Raw genomic sequence first — 22,308 nt, 5'->3', positions numbered from 1 at the left:
GACAGGCCATGACCATTCTTTTCACCGACGCGCGGCTGATCGACCCCGAGGCAGAGGCCGAAACGCGCGGCTGGCTGCTGGTCGAGGGCGGCGTGATCCGCGACAGCGGCACCGGCGCGCCCCCTGCCCTGCCCAAGGGCGCAACGCAGGTCGATTGTGCGGGCAAATGCCTGGCGCCCGGCATCGTCGACATCGGCGTGAAGGTCTGCGAACCGGGCGAGCGGCACAAGGAAAGCTATCGCTCGGCCGGGTTGGCGGCGGCGGCAGGTGGCGTCACCACCATCGTGACGCGGCCCGATACAACGCCCACCATCGACACGCCCGAGACGCTGGAGTTCGTGCTGCGCCGCGCGAACGAGGCCGGGCCGGTGAACGTGCGCCCCATGGCTGCCCTGACCAAGGGCCGCGAGGGGCGCGAGATGACGGAAATCGGGTTCCTGATGGATGCCGGGGCCGTTGCCTTCACCGATTGCGACCATGTGGTGCGCGACACCAAGGTGCTGTCGCGGGCGCTGACCTATGCGCGGTCCTGCGGGGCGCTGGTGATCGGCCATCCGCAAGAGCCGGGCCTGTCCGACGGCGCGGCGGTGACCTCGGGCAAATTCGCCTCGTTGCGCGGGCTGCCGGCGGTGTCGGCCATGGCCGAGCGCATGGGGCTGGACCGCGACATCGCGCTGCTGGAAATGACGGGCGCGGCCTATCACGCCGACCAGATCACCACCGCCCGCGCCCTGCCCGCGCTGGAACGCGCCAAGGCGAACGGGCTGGACATCACCGCCGGGGTCAGCATCCACCACCTGACTCTGAACGAGTTGGACGTGGCCGACTATCGCACCTTCTTCAAGGTCAAGCCGCCCCTGCGCGCCGAGGACGACCGCCAAGCCGTGGTCGAAGCGGTGCGCACCGGGCTGATCGATGTGATCTGTTCAATGCACACGCCGCAGGACGAAGAAAGCAAGCGCCGCCCCTTCGAGGAAGCCGCCAGCGGGGCCGTTGCCTTGGAAACGCTGCTGCCGGCGGCGCTGCGGCTGTATCACTCGGGCCAACTGGATCTGGTGACGCTGTTCCGGGCGCTGGCGCTGAACCCGGCGAAGCGGTTGGGGCTGACCTCGGGGCGGCTGGGCGCGGGGGCGCCTGCGGATCTGGTGCTGTTCGATCCCGATACGCCCTTCGTGATGGACCGCTTCAAGCTGATGTCGAAATCGCGCAACACGCCCTTTGACGGGGCGCGAATGCAGGGCCGGGTTCTGGCCACCTATGTGGGCGGCGCGCCCGTTTACACGAAAGGCTAGGCGATGCCGATGATGGACAGCCCGATGGGGATTTTGGCGCTCTGCGCGGCGATCGGTTACCTGCTGGGGTCGATCCCGTCGGGCATTGTGCTGGCGCGGCTGATGGGGCTGGGCGATCTGCGCAAGATCGGGTCGGGCAACATCGGCGCGACGAACGTCCTGCGCACCGGAAACAAGGGCGCGGCGGCGCTGACGCTGATCCTGGACGCGCTCAAGGGCGTGGTGGCCGTGCTGATCGCGCGGCGTCTGGGGGGCGGGGATGCGGCACAAATGGCCGCGCTGGCCGCGTTCCTGGGCCATTGCTATCCGGTCTGGCTGGGCTTTCGCGGCGGCAAGGGCGTGGCGACCTTCCTGGGCGTCTGGCTGGCGCTGGCCTGGCCCGTTGGTCTGGCCTGCTGCGCGACCTGGGCCGTGGCGGCGGCGGTGGGGCGCATTTCCTCGGCCTCGGCGCTGGTGGCGGCGGCGCTGTCGACCGTCTGGGCGGTGCTGCTGGGGTATGGCGATATGCTGGTGCTGGGCGCCGTTCTGACTCTGTTGGTGTTCTGGCGCCACCGGGCCAACATCGCGCGCCTTCGCGCGGGAACCGAGCCGAAGATCGGCAAGAAATAGCCGGACCAGCACGGGGGCTGCGCCGGAAACCGGGGGGCGCTGCGTTGAAGGGGGAACAATAACAACCCCGAGGCCTTCATGCAGAACACATCCGACCACCCGCCCCACACCGACCGGCGCGCCTTTCTCGCGGGTCTAGCCGCGTCACCTTTCGTTCTGACCGGACATGGCGTATTTTCCGGCGCCGTGCGTGCGCAGGCAGCCGAGGCTGGGCTGATTGCGCCCAATGTCTGCATGGTCATGCCCGAGGTGACCGAAGGCCCGTTCTACACTGATCCCGGGAGGGTGAGGCGCGATATCACCGAGGGCCTGCCTGGCGTTCCGCTGCGGATGCGCATTCAGGTGGTGGATGCCGATTGTACGCCGTTGAAAGACGCGCGCGTGGATATCTGGCATTGCGACGCGGCGGGCAACTATTCGGGCTACGCCCGACAAGGCAGCGATGGTACGCTGGACACCTCGGGGCAGACATTTCTGCGCGGCACGCAGATCAGCGACGCGGGCGGGTTGGTGCGGTTCGATACGATCTATCCCGGCTGGTACAGGGGCCGCACCACACATATCCACTACAAGGTGTTTCTGGACGGACAGTTAGTTCTGACCGGTCAGATCTTCTTTCCGGACGCGCTGAGTGCCTATCTGTTTCAGTCGGTTGCGCCGTATAGCGACCGCGCCGGCACGCGCGACACGATGAACGCCAGCGACCGGATCGCGCAGCGGGCCGGTGACGGAGCCTTTGCCGCGATCCGCGAGCAGACCGGGTTTTACGATGCGGCGCTGGTTGTCGGCGTCGCACCGGACGCGGTTTCGGATTAAGGTGCCGTCGGCCGTCTTCCCTCCACGCGGGCGCAGAGGGTCACCGCATGGATGGCGAATGACGGGGGCTCTGCCCCCGCCCCTTGCGGGGCTCCCCCGGGATATTTTTGCCCCAAAGAATACGGGAGTTGAAAGCGGTGGCGCCGCTTAGACCCATTTGGCCATGGGTGGCAGACTCATCAGCACGGCGTTGGCATCATGTCCGGTTTCCAGCCCGAACTTGGTGCCACGGTCGTAGACGAGGTTATATTCGGCATAAAGGCCGCGGTGCACCAGCTGGGTATGCTTGTCGGCTTCGGACCAGTCCTGCGTGCGGCGCGTTTCGACCAGCGGCACGAAGGCCGGCAGAAAGGCGCGGCCGATGTCCTGGATCAGGGCGAAGTCGGCGGCCCAGTCGCCGCTGTTGTGATCGTCCAGGAAGATGCCGCCGACGCCGCGGGCCCGGCCACGGTGGGGAATGAAGAAATAGTCATCCGCCCAAGCCTTGAGCCGTGGGTACAGGTCGGCCCCGTGGGGGGCAAGCGCGGTTTCCTGCGCGGCGTGGAAATGGGCGGTGTCCTCGGGGTATTCGATGCAGGGGTTCAGATCGGACCCGCCGCCGAACCACCAGGCGTGCGGAGTCCAGAACATGCGGGTGTTCATGTGAACAGCCGGGGCGTGCGGGTTCTGCATATGCGCCACAAGGCTGATACCGCTGGCCCAGAAGCGCGGATCTTCTGCCATGCCGGGCAGACCCTTGCGCGCCGCCATCGCGGCCTGCGCGCGCTCGCCCAGCGTGCCGAAGACGGTCGAGACATTGACGCCGACCTTTTCGAACACCCGGCCACCGCGCATCACGCTCATCAACCCGCCCCCGGCATCGCCGCCATCGGGGGCTGCGCGGCGCGTTGGCGTAACCTCGAATCGGCCAGGTTCGGCATCGGACAGGGGGCCGGTGCCGTGGCTGTCTTCCAGCCCCTCGAAGCCGGCAACGATTTGGTCGCGCAGATCGCGGAACCAGGCGGCGGCGCGGGCTTTTTCCGTTTCCATATCGCTCATGTCAGTGGGCGGGCACGCTGACCGGATCAAGCAGGCTGCGCCCGCCATCGACGGTGACCACCTGCCCTGTCATGAAGCCCGATGCCTCGCTGGCGAGGAATTGTGCGGCATCATTCAACTCTCCCGGAGGGGCAATGCGGCCCAGCGGGGTGCGGGTTTCGATGCTTTCGCGGTAGGCCTTGTTATCCTTGAGCGAAGTCTTCAGCGAATTGCTCATCACCGAGCCGAAGGCCAGCGAGTTCACGCGGATCCGATGCGGCGCCAGCGAGACCGCCAGCGAGCGTGTCATCTGGTCGATCGCGGCGGCGGCCAGCGAATAGGCCATGAGATCGGGATGCACGCGGATCGAGGCAATGGAGGAGATGTTGATGATCGCGCCCATGTTGCCGCCTTCGCTGCCTTCGGCCTGCTTGATCATGCGCCGCGCGACCGACTGGCTGAGACGCAATCCTGGCAGCAGGTTGTGGTTCAGCGATTCCACGATGCTGTTGTCTTCGGGATCAAGCGGGTCGGTCGGGACAATCTGGCGCGCGCCGTTCACCAGAATATCGACCTGATCGAAAGCGTCGAGCGTGGCCGACAGCAGGTTCGCGATGGTCAGCTTTTCGCGCAGGTCGCCAGCGAAGAAGCGGATGTTGCTGTCATCCGCCTGATCGCCCAGTTCCTCGGCCAGCTTGCGTTCATCGACATCGACGAACATGACGTTGGCGCCTTTTTCAGCGAAATGGCGCCCGATCGACAGGCCGATACCATTGGCGGCCCCTGTCACGATGGCTGTCTTGCCGGCGATGGAAAAGGTCAAACGGCGTCTCCTGTTGCGGGGTTAGGCCGGGCGCGGGCGCTGGGGCCGCTGCGCATGAACGATCTTGAACCGGGTATCTCCGCCAGCCTCGGTCACCTGCGTGAAACTTTCGCGCAGAGTGGTTTCGTAGGCAAGATGGCGGTTAGCAACCATCCAGAGGTGCCCCGAAGGCGCCAACAGCCGCGCGGCGGCGCGGATGAAGGCGCGGCCAAGCTCGGGATCGGCGGCGCGGCCGGTGTGAAACGGCGGATTCATGATGACGGTGTCGGCGCGCCCCTCGCATGCCCATTGCGTGGCGTCGGCCCAGTGAAAGCGCGCGCGCGGGTCGGTCACGTTGGCGCGGGCGCAGGCCAGCGCGTGGTGATCGACCTCGACCAGATCAAGCGTCGTGATGGCCGGATCGCGCAGGGCCATGGCCGAGAGATAGCCCCACCCTGCCCCCAGATCGACGACATGCCGGCCCAGCGGGCGCGGCAATGCAGCGGCCAGAAGCGCCGAGGCCGGATCGATTCCATCGGCAGAAAACACGCCAGGTGCGGTCACGAAATTACCGGCCTGCCCCGGAACTGCGGCCCAATCGGAAACATCCGCTCCGGCAGGATCGAACCACAACAACTTGCCATGTGCCTTGGACAGGGCCGGGCCCACAGTTGTGCGTTTGCGGAGATCGCGCAGAATGCTGTCGACGCCATCGGTTTTTGCGCCATCAATCACCACGAGGCCATCAGTGTGGGCTGCGGCCTGCGCAATCAGTGCACGCGCCTGCGCCTTGGCGCGGGGCAAAGACAGAATGCATGCGGCAAACCGATCCGTGTCGGCGATGTCAGTTTGGCAAGCGTACCCCGCACCGGCGAACTGAGCGTTCAGCGCGGCGTGCGGCTGGATCACGCAAACACGGTCCGACGGGAGCGAGGAGAGATCGAATTCGGCCCCCGGGTGCAGAACGGCAATCATCCCCTCTTCCGGCAGGGTCAAACCGCCCTCGGACAGGGCAAGGGAGAGACGCGGCGACATGGCCGGCCTAGTCTTCCTTTTCCATCGTGCACTGCAACGGGTGCTGATGGCGGCGCGCGAAATCCATGACCTGGCCCACCTTGGTTTCGGCGATTTCATGGCTGAACACACCAACCACGGCCACGCCCTTCTTGTGCACCGTCAACATGATTTCGAACGCCTGCGCGTGGTTCAGCCCAAAGAACCGTTCCAGCACGTGCACCACGAATTCCATCGGGGTATAGTCGTCGTTCAGCAGCAACACCTTATACAGCGGTGGCCGCTTGGTTTTCGGCTTTACGTCGACGATGACAGAGGTGTCATCGTCGCCATCCGAAGGTTTCGACATCATGTAGGGCGGTTTCAGCATGGCATTCGGGCAATCCACGTCGGTGACAGGATCCATCTCTTTTGTTTATATATTCCTAACGGCGGATTCGAAAAGGGCGCGGGGCGAGGTGTGGCATGGCTGATATCCCAAGTGCAATCGGTTTCGATGCCGACGATACCCTGTGGCACAACGAGCGGTTCTTTCGCCTCAGTCAGGACCAATTCGCCAGCCTGCTGGCCGACCACGCCGATCCCGATCACCTTGGCGCCCGGCTTCTGGCCGCCGAAAAACGCAATATTGGGCGCTACGGCTTCGGAATCAAGGGGTTCACCCTGTCGATGATCGAAACCGCGATCGAAGTGACCGAGTCGCGCGTGCCCGCCGCCACCATCGGACAGATCCTCGAGCTAGGGCGAGAAATGCTGGCCCACCCCATCGAACTGCTGCCGTATGCGCGCGAGGCTGTCGAACACGCCGCCGACCGGATGCCCGTGATCCTGATCACCAAGGGCGATCTGCTGGATCAGGAACGCAAGCTGGCGCAATCGGGTCTGGGTGATCTGTTTGCCGCCGTCGAAATCGTATCTGACAAAACGCCCGCGCAGTATGACGATATTTTTGCCCGCCATGCCGACGGCCCTGAGCGCGGAATCATGATCGGCAATTCGATGAAATCGGATATTGTTCCGATGATCGAAGCGGGCGGGTGGGCGGTGCATGTACCCCATGATCTGGCCTGGGCACTGGAACACGCCGATGCACCATCGCAGGCACCCAGGTTTCGCGAAATCCCGGATCTGGGCGCCCTGCCCGCCTTGCTGGAGGGTCTCGCACGAGTCGACGGCGACTAGCGCCGCGCGACGTGTCACGCCACATTGCCGCCACATTTGCCGGTCTCGTTGCACAGCGTTTCGGCACCCCTAGATGTGGTAGGCAAGATTCATGCATTTTCCAGCGTCTGCGCAGGTTTGCACGGTTCCTTTCATCCAAAGATTGTGATAGCTTTGTGAGCAACAACGCCAGCCGGAAAACCGGCGGCATGAGGCAGACAGAGGCTATTATCGTGCAGGTTCGGCAACTTCGCCCGGCCCAAAGGGCTGTATATATTCTTCTCGCAATCTGGCTGCTGGTGCTGCTGCCCCTCAGCGTCGTGGCGGCACCCTATGCGGATTATGTCGTCGACGCGCGGACCGGCGAGGTGCTGCATTCCGACAATGCCAACACGCGGCTGCACCCGGCCTCGCTGACCAAGATGATGACGCTGTATATCGCCTTCGAGGCGATCAAGAACGGCGAGATCACGCTGGACACCAAGGTGAAGATATCGCGCAATGCCGCCGCAGAGCCGCCCAGCAAGCTCGGGCTGAAATCGGGCCAGACCATCGCGCTGCGTTACCTGATCCGCGCCGCGGCGATCAAGTCGGCCAACGATGCCGCCACCGCCATCGGCGAAGCGATCGCCGGCAGCGAAGCGGCCTTTGCCCGCCGTATGAACCGCACGGCCAAAGCGCTCGGGATGACCCGCACGACATTCAAGAACGCGCATGGGCTGACCGCCGAGGGCCATCTGTCGACGGCCCACGACATGACCATCCTCGGGCGGCATGTTCTGTATGACTATCCGCAGTATTACAACCTGTTCTCGCGGCGTACCGCGGAAACCACGGTTAGGACCGTATCGAACACCAACCGTCGCCTGTTGGACGCCTATCGCGGCGCCGACGGGATCAAGACAGGCTATACCCGCGCCGCGGGCTTCAACCTTGTGGCGTCGGCGCAGCGTGGCGATGAACGCATCATCGCCACGGTCTTCGGGGGGCAATCGACACAATCGCGCAACGCCCGCGTGGCCGAGTTGCTTGATCTCGGGTTCCGCCGGGCACCGTCACGCGCTCCGGTCCGCAAACCGGATGCTCCCGATTACGTCGCGACGACAAGCACCACAACGGGCACGGCAGGCAAGACGATCCGCCTTGTTGGGGCCGTACAGAAAAGCCTGCGCCCCCGCATCCGCGAGGCCTCGCCCATCGTCGTCGCCGAAAGCATCGTGGAAACCGCACGCGAAGATTCATCGCGCCTGCAGGCCGATATTGCCGCCGCCATGGCAGGCATCCGCCCGACAGACGCGGGCAATGCAACCGAAGTGATGGCTGCGGTGCCGCAAGAGGCGGTGATCAAAGGCACAACAGAGGCACCGGCCATCGCTCCCCGACCCGAAGCGCGTCCCCGCGCGACAGCATCGAAGCCTGCTGAACCGCCGCAGGACGTGGTGCTTGCCAAGGCCGACGCCGCTGCAGACCGGCCTGCAGAAGAGGCTGGGCAGGAAATCGTCACCCGCCTTTCTACCTCGGGCGGGCGCCAATGGGGCATCAACATTGGCCGTTATGGCAGCCGATATGAAGCTGAAAAGATGTTGCTACGCATGGCGCTGTCAGAAATGACAACGCTTGACGGCACCCTACGGAAAGTCGTCCAGTCGCCGCGCGGTTTCGATGCCAATTTCCACGGCATGACACGGGAAACCGCCGATCTGGCCTGCCGCCGTCTCCAAGCGCGCAACATCTCCTGTTTCATGATCGGGCCGGGCTGAGAGGGGGCGCTGCCCCCGTCCGCCAATGCGGACTCCCCCGGGATATTTTACCCCAAAGACGCAAGAGGCCGCACAATTCTTTGGGGCAAAATATCCTGGGGGTGAATTGCCCGTCGGGCAAGAGGGGGCAAAGCCCCCATTTTTTTTGCCTCAGGGTTTGGGCTGATCGTCCCAATCCGGCGATAGCGGGCGGCGGCTGTCACCCTCGGGATCGTCGTATTGGTTCGCTCTGACGGTATAGAGAAAGCCCAGCAACCCCACGGCCCCAAGCGTCAGCGAAATCGGTATCAGGTACGTCAGAACACTCATCTGCGCGGTCCCAGACGGAGGGCGTTGACCGAGACTGTAAGCGATGAGGTCGACATGGCAAGGGCTGCCACCAAAGGTGTGGCCAGGCCTGCAATGGCCAGCGGCACAGCGACCACATTGTAAAGTGTCGCCAGTTGGAAATTCTCGCGGATGCGTGCAGTCGCCTTGCGCGAAATCCGGCACGCCTCGGCAATCGGTGCAAGGCTTGATCCAAGCAGCACGATGTCGGAAGCGCTGCGGGCCGCATCCGCCGCGCTGGCAGGCGAAATCGATACATGCGCGGCGGCAAGTGCCACGGTGTCGTTCAATCCGTCACCCACCATCAACACGCGCTTCCCTGCCTGGGCCAGGCTCTCGATTGCACCGGCCTTCTCGCTGGGAGAGACCTCTGCCCGCCAGGTGTCGATTCCCAGCTGCTCGGCGACTTGCTGAACTGCCTCGGAACGGTCTCCCGACAGAAGCACCACCGTCTTGCCGTCGTCGACCAGTACACGCACCAGTTCCGCCGCGCCCTCGCGCAACGTATCCTGAAAGCGGAACGCCGTCACGCCTGCCGGTGTCGCCAGCCAGGTCGCCGTGTCGGCACCACTATGCCCTGCCCCAGCCCATTCGGCCCGGCCCAACCGCACAGGTTTGCCTTGCCACGTCCCTTCAATCCCGTACCCCGGATGTTCACGGATGTCGCTGACCAGCGCCGGGGCAATCCCGCGTGCGGCAATCGCCGCGGCAAGGGCGCGCGCCAGCGGATGGGTCGACGCACCGGCCAAAGCCGCAGCCACGGCAAGCGTTTCCGGTTCGTGTGAGTCGAGCGCTTCGGGCAACGGCGTGCCGTCGGTCAGCGTGCCGGTCTTGTCAAACACCACCGTATCGACCTGCGCCAGCCGTTCCAGCGCAGTTGCACTTTTCACCAGCAGACCTTTGCGAAATAGCCGCCCAGCCGCCGCCGTGGTCACCGCAGGCACCGCAAGGCCCAGCGCGCAGGGACAGGTGATGATCAGCACCGCCGCCGCGATATTCAGCGCGATGCGCAGATCGCCGCTGTACAGATACCAGCCCGCGAAGGCGAGCGCCGACAGGATATGCACCCCCGGCGCATAGAGCCGCGCCGCCGCATCCGCCAGCGGCGCGTAATTGGCGCGGCCGGATTCGGCCATAGCCACAAGCTCGGTCATCTGGCGCAGCGACGTATCGGCACCAACTGCCGTTGCCCGCAGCAGCAGAGCCCCGGTCAGGTTCAGTTCCCCCGCGCAGAGCTGCTGCCCCGCCTTGGCGGGCATGGGCGTTGTCTCTCCGGTCAGGAGGGCCCGATCAATTTCTGAAGCGCCTTCGATGACGACCCCGTCCACAGGCACGCGGGCACCGGGAAGCACGCGGATCACGTCACCCACAGCCAGATCGGCCAGAGCCACACGGGTCTCGGTTCCGTCCTCCTCACGGCGCAGGGCGCGGGGCACCTCCAGCGCGGTCAGGTCGCGGGCGGCAGACCGCGCAGCGGCACGGGCGCGGTGATCCAGGTACCGGCCCGCCAGCAGGAAAAACGTCAACGTCAGCGCCGCATCGAAATAGGCATGCGGCCCCGACATCGCGGTTTCCCCGACAGAGGTGACAAGCGACAGCAGGATCGCCAGCACGATCGGCACATCCATGTTCAGCCGCCCGGCCCGCAACGCAACCCACGCGCTGGCAAAGAAGGGCTGTGCGGCATAGGCGATGGCAGGCAGAGTGATCGCGGCTGAAATCCAGTGGAACATGTCGCGGGTCGCGGCCTCGGCGCCCGACCAGACGGCGACCGACAGCAGCATCACGTTCATCGCGGCAAAGCCCGACACCGCCAGCCGCACCATCAGCGCGCGCCCCGCCGCGTCGGGACCAGAGGCGACGATCAGGTCGCTATCCAACTCGCGCGCCTCGTATCCGGCGGCGGCCAGCGCGGCGATCAGCGGTTCGGCTTCGGTGCCCGGCTCCGCCTCGATCAGCGCGCGCTTCAACGTCAGGTTAACCCGCGCCGAGTGTACGCCGGGCTGCGCCGCCAGCGCAGATTCAACGCCCGAGATACAGCCCTGACAATGGATTCCCGGCAACGACAGCGTGATACGCGGCGCGACTACACCTCCCGCCTGCGCCGATGTCTCCGGGTCCGGTACGGCAAGACACCCGGGGCAGGCAGCGGCACGCAGGGGCAGGGCTTGGGCAGTCATCGGGGCAGACTTTCGCGGAAGCTACTTCAGGATATGCAGCACGACGCGCTGCTGGAATTCGGTGCCATTCAGTGCGGTGGCCTTCAGACGGACATTCCAGTTGCCCGCGCCCAGTGGCAGATCGGCCAAGTAGTCCTGCCCGTCGAACCGAAAGTCGGGCGCCACATCGTCGCGCACATGGGTGGCACGGCCCACCGTGGCGTCCAGTGTCTTGACCTGAACGGGATGGCCCGCACTATCGCGGATCGACAGAGCCAGATGCGGCCCCCTGGCATTTGCGGTTACGGTCCAGCCCAGCGCCTGCTGCGCAGTGCGGCGGGTGTCGAATTCCTGGCTGGCGACATAGGTGTTTTTCGCCTCTAGCCCCGGAAAGGTCGCCACGGCGTTGACGGCCAGCGTGATGTTCACCGCGATGATCACCCCGAAGGCGCTGCAGAACAGGATGGCCGCGTGACGCCCGGTGAATTCCCTTTGTGCCATGGCTCAGTTCCCCCGGCCGTTGAAGGTTGTATCGCGATAGGCGCGTTCGCCACTGCCCAAATCCTCGACCCAGATGCGCAGGTCGGTGGCTTCGGCTGCGGCGGGGTCGGCGCCTTTGGGCACAACCACATAGACCCGTTGCAGCATCGAAGAATCCGGTGGCACCGGAACCGAGGCATAGGGCGTGCCTTCGATCTGCAACCGGAAGGCCGGGTCGCCCTTGACCGACAGGCGGAACTGACGCTCTTCCCCGTGCTTGTTGCGCAGGCGCACGTCGTAGGTGTTGCGCACCGATCCGTCCGACAGGGTGACGAAGGTGGGGTTGCGCACCGGGGCGACTGTCAGCTCGATCTCGGGGCGGACAAACAGCGCGAACACCAGCGCGACGCCGATCATCGTCCAGAGCCCCGCATACATCAGCGTGCGTGGGCGCAGGATGTGGCGCCAGACGTTGCGCGGCGGCTTGCCCGCGCGTTCCAACGGTTCGTCCGACAGCGCCATGTAATCGATCAGCCCGCGCGGCTTGCCGACCTTGGCCATGATGTCGTCGCAGGCGTCGATGCAAAGCGCGCAGGTGATGCACTCCATCTGTTGGCCGTTGCGGATGTCGATCCCCATCGGGCAGACGTTGACGCAGGCCATGCAGTCGATGCAGTCGCCGGGGCCATCCTGAACAGGTGCGCTGCGGCCCGCGTGCGGATAGGGGGTCGGCCCATAAACCGCGCCGCCCGGTCCGTTTTCAACGCCAGCCACGCGCGAGGAGGCCTCGGCCGCCTCGGCCTCGGCCCGGTTGCGTTTCTTCACGTTGCCCTTGCCACGCGGCTCGCCCCGCCAGTCGCGATAGGCCACGGTCAGCGTGTCCTCGTCCATCATCGCGGCCTGAATGCGCGGCCAGGGGCAGGCATAGATGCAGATTTGTTCGCGCGCGAACCCGCCGAAGAAGAAGGTCGTCGCTGTCAGGATCGCCATCGTAGTATAGGCGATCGGATGTGCCGCGCCGGTGACCAGATCGCGCAGCAGCGTGGGCGCATCGGCGAAATAGAAGACCCAGGCCCCGCCTGTCGCCAGGGCAATCAGCAGCCAGACGATCCATTTCGTCACCCGCAGCCGCGCCTTGCGCAGATCCAGCTTTTTCTGCCGGTGCAGGCGCAGGCGCGCGTTGCGGTCGCCCTCGATCCAGCGTTCGACAAGGATGAACAGATCGGTCCAGACAGTCTGCGGGCAGGCATAACCACACCAGACCCGCCCCAAGGCCGAAGTAAACAGGAACAGCCCCAGCCCGGCCATGATCAGCAACCCGGCCACGAAATAGAATTCGTGCGGCCAGATCTCGATCCAGAAGAAATAGAACCGCCGGTGCGCCATATCGACCAGCACCGCCTGATCGGGCAGGTTCGGCCCCCTGTCCCACCGCAGCCACGGCGTGATGTAATAAATGCCCAGAGTCACCGCCATGATGACCCACTTCAGATTGCGGAACATCCCGTTGACCCGCTTGGGGAAAATCGGTTCGCGGGCGGCATATAGGCTGGGCGGTTGCTGGCTTGCGTCGGTCACTTGGGCACACTTCGGGCTTTGCTTCGATGCGCCCTTATCGCCCCCACCCGGGCCCGCCACCTTGACCTGCATCAAAAAGCTGACCCCGCCGCGCAGGTTTTTGCCATACGCCAGCCTGCGGGCACGATCCGCCGATGACCTGAACCGCGTCGCTTGCTATGGTATTGCCCGTATTTGACACGATCCCCGACGAGGATTCGCCACATTCCGCCGCAATAGTCGCGCCGAAAACGTTATTCAAGGTCCCGTTTCCATGTGCACCATCTGCCAGACGTTCCGCCCCTATCAGGACGATTGCGACTATGGCGTGGATGGCGCCGGAACCGTGGTGACGGAAACCACCGACGCGGCGATGGACACCTCGACCATCTATTCCATGATGGTGGGCGACACGTTTTCCGGCACCGTGGAAAGTGGCGGCGACCGCGATTGGGTCGCTATCACGCTGACGGCCGGCGAAACCTATGACATCGACCTCTTCGGCTCCCCCAGCGGGCGTGGCACCCTTGGCGACCCGGTAATGGCGATCTACGACAGCTCCGGCACGTACCTGGATGGCAACGACGACGGCGGTAACGGCACGGAATCGCACCTGACGTTTACGGCGGGCTATACCGGCACCTATTATGTCATGGGGCGCGGGTATTCGACGGAAACCGGCACCTATGAGATTACCGTTGCGTCTCAGAACGCAGATCCTGAGCCTGCGGGCGTGACCGAGGCCTCGCTGGATACGATGGCCGACTACCTGACCGACGGCTACTGGAATGCGACAGGCCAAGGCGCGCATAAATTCAACACCGCCTCCAGCAACCAGATCACCGTGAACCTGACCGGGCTGACGGCGGATGGTCAGCAGCTGGCCCGCTGGGCGCTGGAAGCCTGGGAAGCGGTGGCCGATCTGAATTTCGTCGAAACCTCGGGCAGCGCCCAGATGACGTTCGACGACAACAATTCCGGCGCCTCGGCCAGCTACTCGCGCAGCGGTGGTACCACGAATTATGTCGACATCAATATCTCGACCAACTGGCTGAATAGCTATGGCACCGAAATCAGCAGCTATGGCTTCCAGACATACCTGCACGAAATCGGCCATGGGCTGGGCCTTGGCCACATGGGCAATTACAACGGCGGCGCGACCTATGGCACCGACAATGAATTCCTGAACGACAGCTGGCAGCTGTCGGTGATGTCCTATTTCAGCCAGACCGAAAACACATGGCTTACCGGCGCAAGCTATGCCGAAACCGTCACCGCGATGGCCGCCGACGTTGTCGCGATCCAGAACCTGTATGGCGCGGCAGAGGCCGGGTCTTTGACCGATGGCAACACAACCTATGGCGTCGGGCACACGCTGGGCAACAGTTGGCTGGGCCAGATGTTCGATGCAGTGAACGGCGTGATCCCAAGCAACGGTGTCTGGAACGACACCGGGTTTTCGATCACGCTGACCGATATCGGCGGCTATGACATCGTGAATTTTTCGGGCGACACCACGCACCAGACGGTGAACCTGGCAGCCGAGGGCGTGTCGACCGTGATGGGCGAGACGAAGAACATGGTGATCGCGCGCGGGACGGTGATCGAGGAATATCACGCCGGGTCCGGCAACGACACGGTGGACGGCAACGCCGTCGATAACCTGCTGCGCGGCAACGGCGGCAACGATACGCTGCGCGGTCTGGGCGGCAATGACATCCTGATCGGAGACCTGGGCGCCGACACGCTGGATGGCGGCGAAGGCGACGACACGGCCGATTACCAGTACTCCGGCGTCGGCATCACGGTCGATCTGCTGGATTCGGCACAGAACGCGGGCGGCGCGGCGGGCGATACGCTGATTTCGATCGAAAACGTGGTTGGCACGTCGCAGGCCGACACCTTTCGCGGCAATGGCAAGCTCAACTGGTTCTGGGGCTCTGATGGCGACGATACGGTCGACGGGCGCGGTGGCAATGACAAACTGTGGGGCGAAGGCGGCGACGACACGATCGACGGCAGCCAGGGGCGCGACCGCATCAACGGCGGCGGCGGTTCGGACCTGATCCTGGGCGGGGACGACAACGACAAGCTGTTCGGCAACGCCGGCCACGACACGATCCAAGGCGGCAGTGGGAACGATATTCTGCACGGCCAGGGCGGCAACGATCATCTCTTCGGCGAAGTGGGCAACGACACGATGACCGGCGGCGGCGGCAATGACGTGTTCTATTTTGACGGCGGCGCCGACCGGATCACCGACTTTGCCGGGGATCGCCTTCGGTTCGACGAAAGCCTGTGGGGCGGCACCACGATTTCAAAATCCGATGCGCTGTCCTACGGATCGGTCATTGGAAGCGATACCGTGTTCGACTTTGGAAACGGCAATACGCTGACGATGGAAGACTATACCGACCTTTGGGGGCTGGCCTCCTCGCTCGGGTTCTACTGAGCCACTTGCACGGGGGCTCTGCCGCCCGCCGGCGGGAGGCGGCAATAAGGGAAGACGGGGACTCTGCCACACGCCGCCGGGCGGCGGCAATAAGGGAAGACGGGGGCTCTGCCACACGCCGCCGGGCGGCGGCAATAAGGGAAGAAGGGGGCTCTGCCCCCGTCCCTGCGGGACTCCCCCGAAGTATTTTGGGAATAATGAAAGTGCGGCTGGATTCCCTGCGTCTTTGAAGTCCAGACATCCCCGCCAGGGAGGCATCGGGCGTCAGCGCGATTTCGGGCGCGCGGCCTGCCGGAGCCAGCTGACGAACTGACGCGCGGGCGGGCGCAGGACACCGGGACGCGTTACGATGTAATAGCCCGAGTCGCCTGGCGGGTCCTCGAACAGAATGACAAGCCTGCCGGCGGCGACATCGGCTTCGATGAACAGTTTTGTACTGACGGCGACGCCCTGCCCGTCGCGCACCCCATCGAGCATCAGGTTGCCCGGCACCGTGACGCGTCGCCCGAGGAACCCCTGTTCGACCCCGCGGCTTTGCAGCCATTCCTTCGCCTCGGATCGGCCAAGCTCTTCGAGCCAGACCAGATCCACAAGGTCTTGCGGCGTGGTCACCCTGCGATCCTTGAACAAGGTCGGCGCGCCGACGACGACCATTGACGTGGGCATCAGAAGTTCGACCTCGTGGCCCGGCCAGTTGCCTTGGCCGTAGCGGATTGCCACGTCGATCCCGCCCGGTGACAGATCGACCAGCGCCGTGGACGGGTCGATCATGAGGCTCGTTTCGGCATTGCTGGTGTGGAATTCGGCAAGCCGTGGCATCAGCCAGTTCGCCGCGAAGGATGGCGTGGTTGTAATGTGAAGTGGGCGCGAGGCATCGCGGCCCGTCATTTCCTCGACTGTGTGCGCGATCATCCCGAAGCCGGATGAGAGTGCCTGCGCCAGTTGCTGGCCTTCGGGCGTGAGCACCATGGCGCGCCCCGAGCGATCCAGCAGAGACAGGCCAAGATGCGTTTCCAGCGCGCGCAAGTGTTGGCTGATCGCGGCATGGGTCACGTTCAGCGCGTCGCCCGCGCGTTGCACGGAGCCCGTGTCGGCAAAAGCCGAAAAGGCCCGAAGGGCGGCGAGAGGGGGAAGCGTGCGCCAGTCCATATGTAAACCCAACTAACAGAACATCATTCTGATTGAGTCGCCTCGTTTTTGCAAATGACGCATGATCACAAGCACAGAAGCATCGCCAAGGAGCGCAGACATGTTGGGAATATTTGCACAATCGTTTATGAATGCAACTCGCGTCGGGGACACCCCCGTACGTGACGTGCGACAGGAAGAAGCGCGCAATCGCCGCTGGCTGCCCATAGGCCACTGGTGGCTGGACAGCCCGCGCCATATCGACGTGAACCGCCTGTGAGCGCAAAAAGAAACCGGCGCCGCGTGTCCCTGCGCGGCGCCGGTCGAACAAGGCAGCGGCGGTATCCCCTATTCGCCGCCACCTAGCTGGTGCACGTAAAGCGCGACAGCGCGGATTTCCGCTTCGCTCAGCCTGTCGGACCATGACGGCATCACGCCAAAGCGCGCCTTGTCGACGGTTTCGACCAGCGTGTCGTAGTCACCGCCATAAAGCCAGATTGCATCGGCCAGGTTCGGCGCGCCCTGTTCGCGGTCGCCGGTGCCGGCGTCGCCGTGGCAGGTGGCACAGTTGTCGGCGAACAGCTCGGCCCCCGGGGTCACGGCCTCGGCGTCCTGCGGCGTGCCCGACAGCGACATGACATAGTTCACCACCTGGTGGATTTCCGTCTTGTCGAGCATCCCGAGTTCGCCAAAGGCCGGCATCTCGGAATAGCGCGCGTCGGGGTCGGTCTCGTTCCGGATGCCGTGGCTGATCGTGGTGTGGATTCCCGTGATGTCGCCCCCCCAGAGCCAGTCATCGTCCAGCAGGTTGGGATAGCCCCGCGCGCCAGCTGCGCCCGAACCGTGACATTGCGCGCAGAAGGTGCGGAACACCGCGCCGCCGGAAGATACCGCATAGCCGTTCAGCTGCGGGTCGTCGCCCATGGTGGCTAGGTCGGCCGAGGCCAGTTGTTCGTTGATCCCGGCATTGGCGGCATCGACGGCGGCAATGTCGGCGGCCACTTCGCCCCGGGTCGAATAACCCAGCACACCCGCCGTCGCCCCCGAGATCATCGGCCAGGCCGGATAGGCCACGCTATAGCCGATGCCCCAGATGATGGTGGCGTAGAAAGTCCAGACCCACCAGCGCGGCAGCGGGTTGTTCCATTCCTCGATGCCGTCCCAGCTGTGGCCGGTTGTTCCGACGTCGTCGGGATTTGTCTTGTCTTGCTTGCTCATGTCTCACCGGTCCTTGCGCAGGTCACCGGAACTGGCCGGTGCGGGGCGATCGCTGTTGCGAAACGGAATATTGGCCGTGTCATTGTGGGTGTCGCGACTGCCCGGGCGGAAGGCCCAGGCGATGGCGCCGACGAAGAAGCTGAACAGCATCAGCAGCATCCAGCTGTCGGCGAATGCACGAAGGATCGAATATTGCTCCATAACTTCGGCTCCTTATCGGCTTGCGTCAGGGGTGAACGTCGAGAAATCGACGAGGGTGCCCAGCATCTGAAGGTAGGCAATCAGCGCGTCGGCCTCGGAAATGCCCGGGGCCCGGTCAAAGTTGCGGACCTGCGCCCCCGGATACCGGGCCACAACCCCATCGGTGTCGGCGTCCGGGTCGGCCTGGGCCGCGAAATCCGCCTGCGCCTGCGCGATCATCTCGTCGTCGTAGGGCACGCCGACCGTGCGGTGGGCCACCATCAGATCAGCGATGTATTCACCTTCGATCAGGGTGTTTTCGAGGAAGCCATATTTTGGCATCACCGATTCCGGCACCACGCTTTGCGGATCGCGCAGGTGGTCGAGGTGCCATTCGTCGGAATAGCGCCCGCCAACACGCGCCAGATCCGGCCCGGTCCGCTTGGACCCCCATTGGAACGGGTGGTCGTACATCGACTCGGCGGCCAGGCTGTAGTGGCCATAGCGTTCGACTTCGTCCCGCATCGGGCGGATCATCTGGCTGTGGCAGACATAGCAGCCTTCGCGCACGTAAATCTCACGCCCCGCCAGTTCGAGCGGTGAATAGGGGCGCATCCCTTCCACCTTCTCGATGGTGTTTTCAAGATAGAACAACGGGGCGATCTGGACGATGCCGCCGATCGTCACCACCAGGAAGGAAAAGATCAGCAGAAGCGTTGCGTTCTTTTCCAGGATGGCGTGGCGATCCAGCAGCGACCGTTTGCGTGGGCGCGCGCCCACAGCGGTGGCCGATGCCGGCATCGGGGGTTTGCTTGCGGTATTGGACATCTGTCGGCCCTCCTTATTCGGCCGGGACAGGTGCGGCGAGGGACTGCTCTTTGGCAGGCGCCTTGCGGACCGTCATCCAGAGGTTGAAACACATGATGATCGACCCGGCGAGGAACATGACCCCACCCAGTGCCCGCACCACGTACATCGGGAACTTCGCGGCCACGGTGTCGGCGAAGGAGTTGACGAGGAAGCCGTTGGCATCCACTTCGCGCCACATCAGGCCTTCGAGGATCCCTGTCACCCACATCGAAGCGGCGTAGAGGATGATCCCGATGGTGGCGAGCCAGAAGTGCCAGCTGACCAGACCAAGGGAATAGAGCCCTTCGCGTTTCCACAGGCGCGGCACAAGGAAATACAGCGCACCAAAGGTGATCATGCCGTTCCAGCCAAGGGCGCCGGAATGCACGTGGCCGATGGTCCAGTCGGTGTAGTGCGACAGGGAGTTGACCGCGCGGATCGACATCATCGGGCCCTCGAACGTGGACATGCCGTAGAAGCCAAGCGACAGCACCATCATCCGCAGCACCGGATCGGTGCGCAGCTTGTCCCAGGCGCCCTGTAGCGTCATCAGACCGTTAATCATGCCGCCCCAGCTGGGCATCCACAGGATAACCGAGAACACCATGCCCAGCGTGCTGGCCCAGTCGGGCAGCGCGGTATAGTGCAGGTGGTGCGGACCGGCCCAGATATACAGGAAGATCAGCGCCCAGAAGTGGATGATCGACAGCTTGTAGCTGAACACCGGACGGTCGGCCTGCTTCGGGACGAAATAGTACATCATCCCCAGGAAGCCGGCGGTCAGGAAGAAGCCCACGGCGTTGTGGCCGTACCACCATTGCGTCATCGCGTCCTGCACGCCCGAGAAGGCCGAGACAGACCGCGAACCCCAGAACGACACCGGCACCGCCATGTTGTTGACCAGGTGCAGCATCGCCACCGTCACGATGAAGGACAGCAGGAACCAGTTGGCGACGTAGATATGCGGCTCTTTTCGCTTGATGATGGTGCCCAGGAAGGTGGCAAGGAAGGCCACCCAGACCACCGTCAGCCACAGGTCGACGTACCATTCCGGCTCGGCGTATTCCTTGGATTGCGTGGCGCCCAGCAGATAGCCGGTGGCGGCCAGAACGATGAACAGCTGATAGCCCCAGAACACGAACCAGCCCAGATTGCCGCCCCACAGACGGGCGGCGCAGGTGCGCTGGACGATATAGAAGGACGAGGCAATCAGCGCGTTGCCGCCAAAGGCAAAAATCACCGCCGAGGTGTGCAGCGGGCGCAGGCGGCCAAAGTTGCCGATGCCCTGAAGCACCTCGAAGTTCAGCGCCGGAAACGCCAGCTGCAGCGCGATGACGACACCCACAAGGAAACCGACAACGCCCCAGAAGGCGGTGGCGATCACCCCGGCGCGAATCACGCTGTCGAAATATTCGTTCTGCGAGATCGGGGTGACGGGTTCGTCGATCTGCCGCAGCGTGTGCAGCAGCAGCCCGCCCGCCACGACCATGATAATGGCGGCGTGCACCTGATAGGCCAGATCGCGGGCAAAGTTGATTCCCATCATCGCGATCAGGGTGACGACACCAAGCACGATCAGCTTGATATAGTTAGACATTTTCCGTCCCTTCCTGAGGTCTCGGGCATGTCGATCTGCCCGCAAACCAGCTTTTGACTGCCCGCTTGATGCCGCGCGGTGCCGCTGCCCGCCTTGATCTGTGTCAAGGCGGACGAGCCGGGATGGGCGCTTAGTGGCGATAAGGGCGCACCGGAAATTCCTGTGCATCCACCATCATCGGATCGAAAAGGGGAGTTTCGCTATGGCCTATAAATCGCTTCTTGGCGTGGTGACCGCCGAACAGGAAGCCGCGCAGCTGACCGCGCAACTGGCGCAGGTCGCGGCCGAGCAATCCGCTCATGCAGAGGCATTCTGCCTGGGCGTGGACCGCACGCAGAACGGCTATGATTATGCCGGGCTGGGCGTGCTGGCGGTGCAGGATGGGTTGAAAGAGGCGCAGGATCACGCCCGCGTCTTGCTGGAGCAGGCACGCGCGGCCCTAAATGCAAGCAGCGTCGAGTGGGCGGCCGAGGCCGGCGTGGCGCTGGCGCCCGATCTGGGTCGGGTGGTGGCGCGCCGCGCGCGGTTTGCCGACCTGCTGGTGGCGGCGCGCCCCTATGGCGACGGGACCGGCCCGGACCATGCCGCGATCGTCGAGGCGGCGTTGTTCGGCGCGCGGATCCCGGCGCTGGTCTTGCCGGGCGGTACCGTGCGCACCGACCCGGATGTGGTGGTTGTGGCATGGAACGAAAGCGCCGAGGCGATGGCCGCCATCCGTGCCGCTCTGCCCCTGCTTCAGCAATCGAGCCTTGCACGGATTACGGTCATCGACCCGCCCCGCCACGGACCCGAACGCAGCGATCCGGGCGGCGCGCTGGGCCAATGGCTCAGCCGGCACGGCGTGCGCTGCGAGATCGACGTGCTGGCCGGCAGCATGCCGCGCGTCTCGGACGTGCTGAACCGCCACGTGGCCGATACCGGCGCCAACATGGTGGTGATGGGCGCCTATGGCCATTCCCGGTTCCGCGAGGCGATCCTGGGCGGGGCGACCCGCAACATGCTGGAACAGGCCAGCGTGCCGGTGCTGATGGCGCATTGATCGACTGGCTCGCGAGGGGCTGGGAAGAAGGGGGCTCTGCCCCCACCCCTGCGGGGTTCCCCCGGGATATTTCTGGCCCAAAGAAGGGGGCGGTCAGGCGATGTGGCCGCCGTCGCTGTCATCTCCGGCTTCTTCCATAAGGCGGGCAAGGTCGGGGACGTGGATGCGGCGTTTGCTGATCAACTCGATCAACCCGTCGCGTTTCAGCGCCGAGACCTGTCGGCTGACGGTTTCGAGCGTCAGGCCAAGGTAGTCTGCCATCGCCTCGCGCGTGAGGGCCAGATCAAAGGTCACGTCGTTGGCGCCGTTGGCGATTTCCTTGGGGTCGCGGCGGGCGAGGATGCTGAACAGGCTGGCGATCTTTTCGCGGGCGGTTTTCCGTCCCAGCACCAGCATCCACTCGCGTGCGGCGTCAAGTTCGTCGAGTGTCATTTCCAGCAGGCGTTGCGCGATGTGCGGCGTGGAAATCATCATCTGTTCAAAGGGTTTCTTGTGGAAACAGCACATCACCACGTCGGTGGTGGCCGTCACGTCATAGGCGCTGCCCTCGCGCCCGGGGCGGCCGACGAAATCGGACGGGAGAAGCAGGCCAACCATCTGGGTGCGGCCGTCTTCCATGGTCTGGGTCAACGTGGCAAAGCCGCTGACCACCGAGCCGACGAAATCCATGCGGTCCGAGGACCAGACGATGGTCTGGCCCGCTTCGAAGTTGCGGTAGTATTTGATCTTTTCCAGCGCGGCGAGTTCATCGGCCTCGCAACGGGCGCAGACGGCGCGGTGCCGGATGGGGCAATCGCCGCAGTTCGGACCGGCCGATTTCAACTGAACGTTCATCTTTTCCCCGCTTGATC

At 64.3% G+C, this 22,308-nt stretch carries 22 protein-coding genes; 8 read left to right on the top strand and 14 right to left on the bottom strand.

The genetic code is table 11. From position 1 onward, the window contains the following. Positions 1–8: 8 nt before the first annotated feature. The 3 genes from pyrC to FGK64_RS16270 all read left to right on the top strand — a co-directional run bounded on the left by pyrC (position 9) and on the right by FGK64_RS16270 (position 2,717). Entirely contained in the window at positions 9–1,292 is a 1,284-nt protein-coding gene (gene pyrC, locus FGK64_RS16280) for a dihydroorotase (protein ID WP_138864876.1), read from the top strand. Positions 1,293–1,295: 3 nt separating this feature from the next. After that, on the top strand, positions 1,296–1,901 hold the full coding sequence (gene plsY / locus FGK64_RS16275) for a glycerol-3-phosphate 1-O-acyltransferase PlsY (RefSeq protein WP_138864875.1): 606 nt from the start codon (positions 1,296–1,298) through the stop codon (positions 1,899–1,901). A 78-nt stretch (positions 1,902–1,979) separates the two neighbouring features. Continuing rightward, entirely contained in the window at positions 1,980–2,717 is a 738-nt protein-coding gene (locus FGK64_RS16270) for an intradiol ring-cleavage dioxygenase (protein ID WP_138864874.1), read from the top strand. A gap of 147 nt (positions 2,718–2,864) precedes the next feature. Here the strand turns inward: FGK64_RS16270 and hemF are convergent, their stop codons facing one another. Genes hemF through clpS form a run of 4 tightly spaced genes read right to left on the bottom strand, consistent with a single transcriptional unit; the run spans position 2,865 to position 5,902 of the window. Beyond that, on the bottom strand, positions 2,865–3,755 hold the full coding sequence (gene hemF / locus FGK64_RS16265) for an oxygen-dependent coproporphyrinogen oxidase (RefSeq protein ID WP_138864873.1): 891 nt from the start codon (positions 3,753–3,755) through the stop codon (positions 2,865–2,867). A gap of 1 nt (position 3,756) precedes the next feature. Next, positions 3,757–4,557, bottom strand: a complete 801-nt coding sequence (locus FGK64_RS16260) for an SDR family NAD(P)-dependent oxidoreductase (RefSeq protein ID WP_138864872.1) — start codon at positions 4,555–4,557, stop codon at positions 3,757–3,759. A gap of 21 nt (positions 4,558–4,578) precedes the next feature. Further along, the gene (locus FGK64_RS16255) at positions 4,579–5,571 is read right to left on the bottom strand and encodes a class I SAM-dependent methyltransferase (protein WP_138864871.1); all 993 of its coding nucleotides are present in this window, start codon (positions 5,569–5,571) and stop codon (positions 4,579–4,581) included. Positions 5,572–5,578: 7 nt separating this feature from the next. Further along, positions 5,579–5,902 carry an ATP-dependent Clp protease adapter ClpS gene (gene clpS / locus FGK64_RS16250; protein WP_425456645.1) on the bottom strand — a complete coding sequence of 108 codons (324 nt, stop codon included), beginning with the start codon at positions 5,900–5,902 and terminating at the stop codon, positions 5,579–5,581. A gap of 113 nt (positions 5,903–6,015) precedes the next feature. Here clpS and FGK64_RS16245 point away from each other — a divergent pair, with 113 nt between their 5' ends. Both FGK64_RS16245 and FGK64_RS16240 read left to right on the top strand, forming a co-directional pair. Then, entirely contained in the window at positions 6,016–6,732 is a 717-nt protein-coding gene (locus tag FGK64_RS16245) for an HAD family hydrolase (RefSeq protein ID WP_138864870.1), read from the top strand. 188 nt (positions 6,733–6,920) lie between these two features. Beyond that, positions 6,921–8,471 (top strand): D-alanyl-D-alanine carboxypeptidase family protein, encoded by a 1,551-nt coding sequence (locus FGK64_RS16240; RefSeq protein WP_138864869.1) that lies wholly within the window; start codon positions 6,921–6,923, stop codon positions 8,469–8,471. Positions 8,472–8,621: 150 nt separating this feature from the next. Here the strand turns inward: FGK64_RS16240 and ccoS are convergent, their stop codons facing one another. From ccoS to ccoG, 4 genes are read right to left on the bottom strand one after another with little or no spacing between them, the layout of a single operon-like run. After that, a complete protein-coding gene (gene ccoS, locus FGK64_RS16235; RefSeq protein ID WP_138864868.1) occupies positions 8,622–8,780 on the bottom strand; it encodes a cbb3-type cytochrome oxidase assembly protein CcoS in 159 nt (52 codons plus the stop codon). Further along, positions 8,777–10,978, bottom strand: coding sequence for a heavy metal translocating P-type ATPase (locus FGK64_RS16230; RefSeq protein ID WP_138864867.1), 2,202 nt, complete (start codon positions 10,976–10,978; stop codon positions 8,777–8,779). Before FGK64_RS16230 ends, ccoS begins: the two co-directional genes overlap by 4 nt. A 21-nt stretch (positions 10,979–10,999) precedes the next feature. Beyond that, positions 11,000–11,458, bottom strand: a complete 459-nt coding sequence (locus tag FGK64_RS16225) for a FixH family protein (RefSeq protein ID WP_138864866.1) — start codon at positions 11,456–11,458, stop codon at positions 11,000–11,002. Positions 11,459–11,461: 3 nt separating this feature from the next. Next, positions 11,462–13,015 carry a cytochrome c oxidase accessory protein CcoG gene (gene ccoG, locus FGK64_RS16220; RefSeq protein WP_138864865.1) on the bottom strand — a complete coding sequence of 518 codons (1,554 nt, stop codon included), beginning with the start codon at positions 13,013–13,015 and terminating at the stop codon, positions 11,462–11,464. A 253-nt stretch (positions 13,016–13,268) separates the two neighbouring features. On the opposite strand from ccoG, the gene FGK64_RS16215 reads away from it, so the two are divergent. Further along, positions 13,269–15,446 (top strand): M10 family metallopeptidase C-terminal domain-containing protein, encoded by a 2,178-nt coding sequence (locus FGK64_RS16215; RefSeq protein ID WP_138864864.1) that lies wholly within the window; start codon positions 13,269–13,271, stop codon positions 15,444–15,446. Positions 15,447–15,710: 264 nt separating this feature from the next. Here the strand turns inward: FGK64_RS16215 and FGK64_RS16210 are convergent, their stop codons facing one another. Beyond that, positions 15,711–16,595 (bottom strand): LysR family transcriptional regulator, encoded by an 885-nt coding sequence (locus tag FGK64_RS16210; protein WP_138864863.1) that lies wholly within the window; start codon positions 16,593–16,595, stop codon positions 15,711–15,713. A gap of 100 nt (positions 16,596–16,695) precedes the next feature. On the opposite strand from FGK64_RS16210, the gene FGK64_RS22210 reads away from it, so the two are divergent. Then, positions 16,696–16,854: a hypothetical protein gene (locus tag FGK64_RS22210; protein ID WP_171054107.1), complete on the top strand. Its 159-nt coding sequence runs from the start codon at positions 16,696–16,698 to the stop codon at positions 16,852–16,854. A 68-nt stretch (positions 16,855–16,922) separates the two neighbouring features. Here the strand turns inward: FGK64_RS22210 and ccoP are convergent, their stop codons facing one another. From ccoP to ccoN, 4 genes are read right to left on the bottom strand one after another with little or no spacing between them, the layout of a single operon-like run. Next, the gene (gene ccoP, locus FGK64_RS16205; RefSeq protein WP_138864862.1) at positions 16,923–17,792 is read right to left on the bottom strand and encodes a cytochrome-c oxidase, cbb3-type subunit III; all 870 of its coding nucleotides are present in this window, start codon (positions 17,790–17,792) and stop codon (positions 16,923–16,925) included. A gap of 3 nt (positions 17,793–17,795) precedes the next feature. Next, positions 17,796–17,993 carry a cbb3-type cytochrome c oxidase subunit 3 gene (locus tag FGK64_RS16200; protein WP_138864861.1) on the bottom strand — a complete coding sequence of 66 codons (198 nt, stop codon included), beginning with the start codon at positions 17,991–17,993 and terminating at the stop codon, positions 17,796–17,798. A 12-nt stretch (positions 17,994–18,005) separates the two neighbouring features. Next, on the bottom strand, positions 18,006–18,773 hold the full coding sequence (gene ccoO, locus FGK64_RS16195; protein ID WP_138865029.1) for a cytochrome-c oxidase, cbb3-type subunit II: 768 nt from the start codon (positions 18,771–18,773) through the stop codon (positions 18,006–18,008). 40 nt (positions 18,774–18,813) lie between these two features. Continuing rightward, positions 18,814–20,418, bottom strand: coding sequence for a cytochrome-c oxidase, cbb3-type subunit I (gene ccoN / locus FGK64_RS16190; protein WP_138864860.1), 1,605 nt, complete (start codon positions 20,416–20,418; stop codon positions 18,814–18,816). A 202-nt stretch (positions 20,419–20,620) separates the two neighbouring features. On the opposite strand from ccoN, the gene FGK64_RS16185 reads away from it, so the two are divergent. Then, positions 20,621–21,457, top strand: coding sequence for a universal stress protein (locus FGK64_RS16185; RefSeq protein ID WP_138864859.1), 837 nt, complete (start codon positions 20,621–20,623; stop codon positions 21,455–21,457). A 93-nt stretch (positions 21,458–21,550) separates the two neighbouring features. Here the strand turns inward: FGK64_RS16185 and fnrL are convergent, their stop codons facing one another. Further along, a complete protein-coding gene (gene fnrL / locus FGK64_RS16180) occupies positions 21,551–22,291 on the bottom strand; it encodes a transcriptional regulator FnrL (RefSeq protein WP_138864858.1) in 741 nt (246 codons plus the stop codon). Positions 22,292–22,308: the final 17 nt, after the last annotated feature.

This window comes from Arenibacterium halophilum (assembly GCF_005938225.1).
In the GTDB taxonomy this organism is placed as follows: domain Bacteria; phylum Pseudomonadota; class Alphaproteobacteria; order Rhodobacterales; family Rhodobacteraceae; genus Arenibacterium; species Arenibacterium halophilum.
This window is presented reverse-complemented; position numbering and strand designations above follow the sequence as displayed.

What these genes read in the sequence shown, in the direction of transcription:
- FGK64_RS16270 (WP_138864874.1), top strand. Translation starts at nt 1,980, where the DNA reads ATGCAGAACACATCCGACCACCCGCCCCACACCGACCGGCGCGCCTTT.
- FGK64_RS16215 (WP_138864864.1), top strand. Translation starts at nt 13,269, where the DNA reads ATGTGCACCATCTGCCAGACGTTCCGCCCCTATCAGGACGATTGCGAC.
- pyrC (WP_138864876.1), top strand. Translation starts at nt 9, where the DNA reads ATGACCATTCTTTTCACCGACGCGCGGCTGATCGACCCCGAGGCAGAG.
- FGK64_RS16245 (WP_138864870.1), top strand. Translation starts at nt 6,016, where the DNA reads ATGGCTGATATCCCAAGTGCAATCGGTTTCGATGCCGACGATACCCTG.
- ccoN (WP_138864860.1), bottom strand. Translation starts at nt 20,418, where the DNA reads ATGTCTAACTATATCAAGCTGATCGTGCTTGGTGTCGTCACCCTGATC.
- FGK64_RS16240 (WP_138864869.1), top strand. Translation starts at nt 6,921, where the DNA reads ATGAGGCAGACAGAGGCTATTATCGTGCAGGTTCGGCAACTTCGCCCG.
- ccoS (WP_138864868.1), bottom strand. Translation starts at nt 8,780, where the DNA reads ATGAGTGTTCTGACGTACCTGATACCGATTTCGCTGACGCTTGGGGCC.
- FGK64_RS22210 (WP_171054107.1), top strand. Translation starts at nt 16,696, where the DNA reads ATGTTGGGAATATTTGCACAATCGTTTATGAATGCAACTCGCGTCGGG.
- FGK64_RS16225 (WP_138864866.1), bottom strand. Translation starts at nt 11,458, where the DNA reads ATGGCACAAAGGGAATTCACCGGGCGTCACGCGGCCATCCTGTTCTGC.
- FGK64_RS16255 (WP_138864871.1), bottom strand. Translation starts at nt 5,571, where the DNA reads ATGTCGCCGCGTCTCTCCCTTGCCCTGTCCGAGGGCGGTTTGACCCTG.
- hemF (WP_138864873.1), bottom strand. Translation starts at nt 3,755, where the DNA reads ATGAGCGATATGGAAACGGAAAAAGCCCGCGCCGCCGCCTGGTTCCGC.
- ccoO (WP_138865029.1), bottom strand. Translation starts at nt 18,773, where the DNA reads ATGCCGGCATCGGCCACCGCTGTGGGCGCGCGCCCACGCAAACGGTCG.
- ccoP (WP_138864862.1), bottom strand. Translation starts at nt 17,792, where the DNA reads ATGAGCAAGCAAGACAAGACAAATCCCGACGACGTCGGAACAACCGGC.
- plsY (WP_138864875.1), top strand. Translation starts at nt 1,296, where the DNA reads ATGCCGATGATGGACAGCCCGATGGGGATTTTGGCGCTCTGCGCGGCG.
- FGK64_RS16200 (WP_138864861.1), bottom strand. Translation starts at nt 17,993, where the DNA reads ATGGAGCAATATTCGATCCTTCGTGCATTCGCCGACAGCTGGATGCTG.
- fnrL (WP_138864858.1), bottom strand. Translation starts at nt 22,291, where the DNA reads ATGAACGTTCAGTTGAAATCGGCCGGTCCGAACTGCGGCGATTGCCCC.
- clpS (WP_425456645.1), bottom strand. Translation starts at nt 5,902, where the DNA reads ATGATGTCGAAACCTTCGGATGGCGACGATGACACCTCTGTCATCGTC.
- FGK64_RS16185 (WP_138864859.1), top strand. Translation starts at nt 20,621, where the DNA reads ATGGCCTATAAATCGCTTCTTGGCGTGGTGACCGCCGAACAGGAAGCC.
- FGK64_RS16230 (WP_138864867.1), bottom strand. Translation starts at nt 10,978, where the DNA reads ATGACTGCCCAAGCCCTGCCCCTGCGTGCCGCTGCCTGCCCCGGGTGT.
- FGK64_RS16210 (WP_138864863.1), bottom strand. Translation starts at nt 16,595, where the DNA reads ATGGACTGGCGCACGCTTCCCCCTCTCGCCGCCCTTCGGGCCTTTTCG.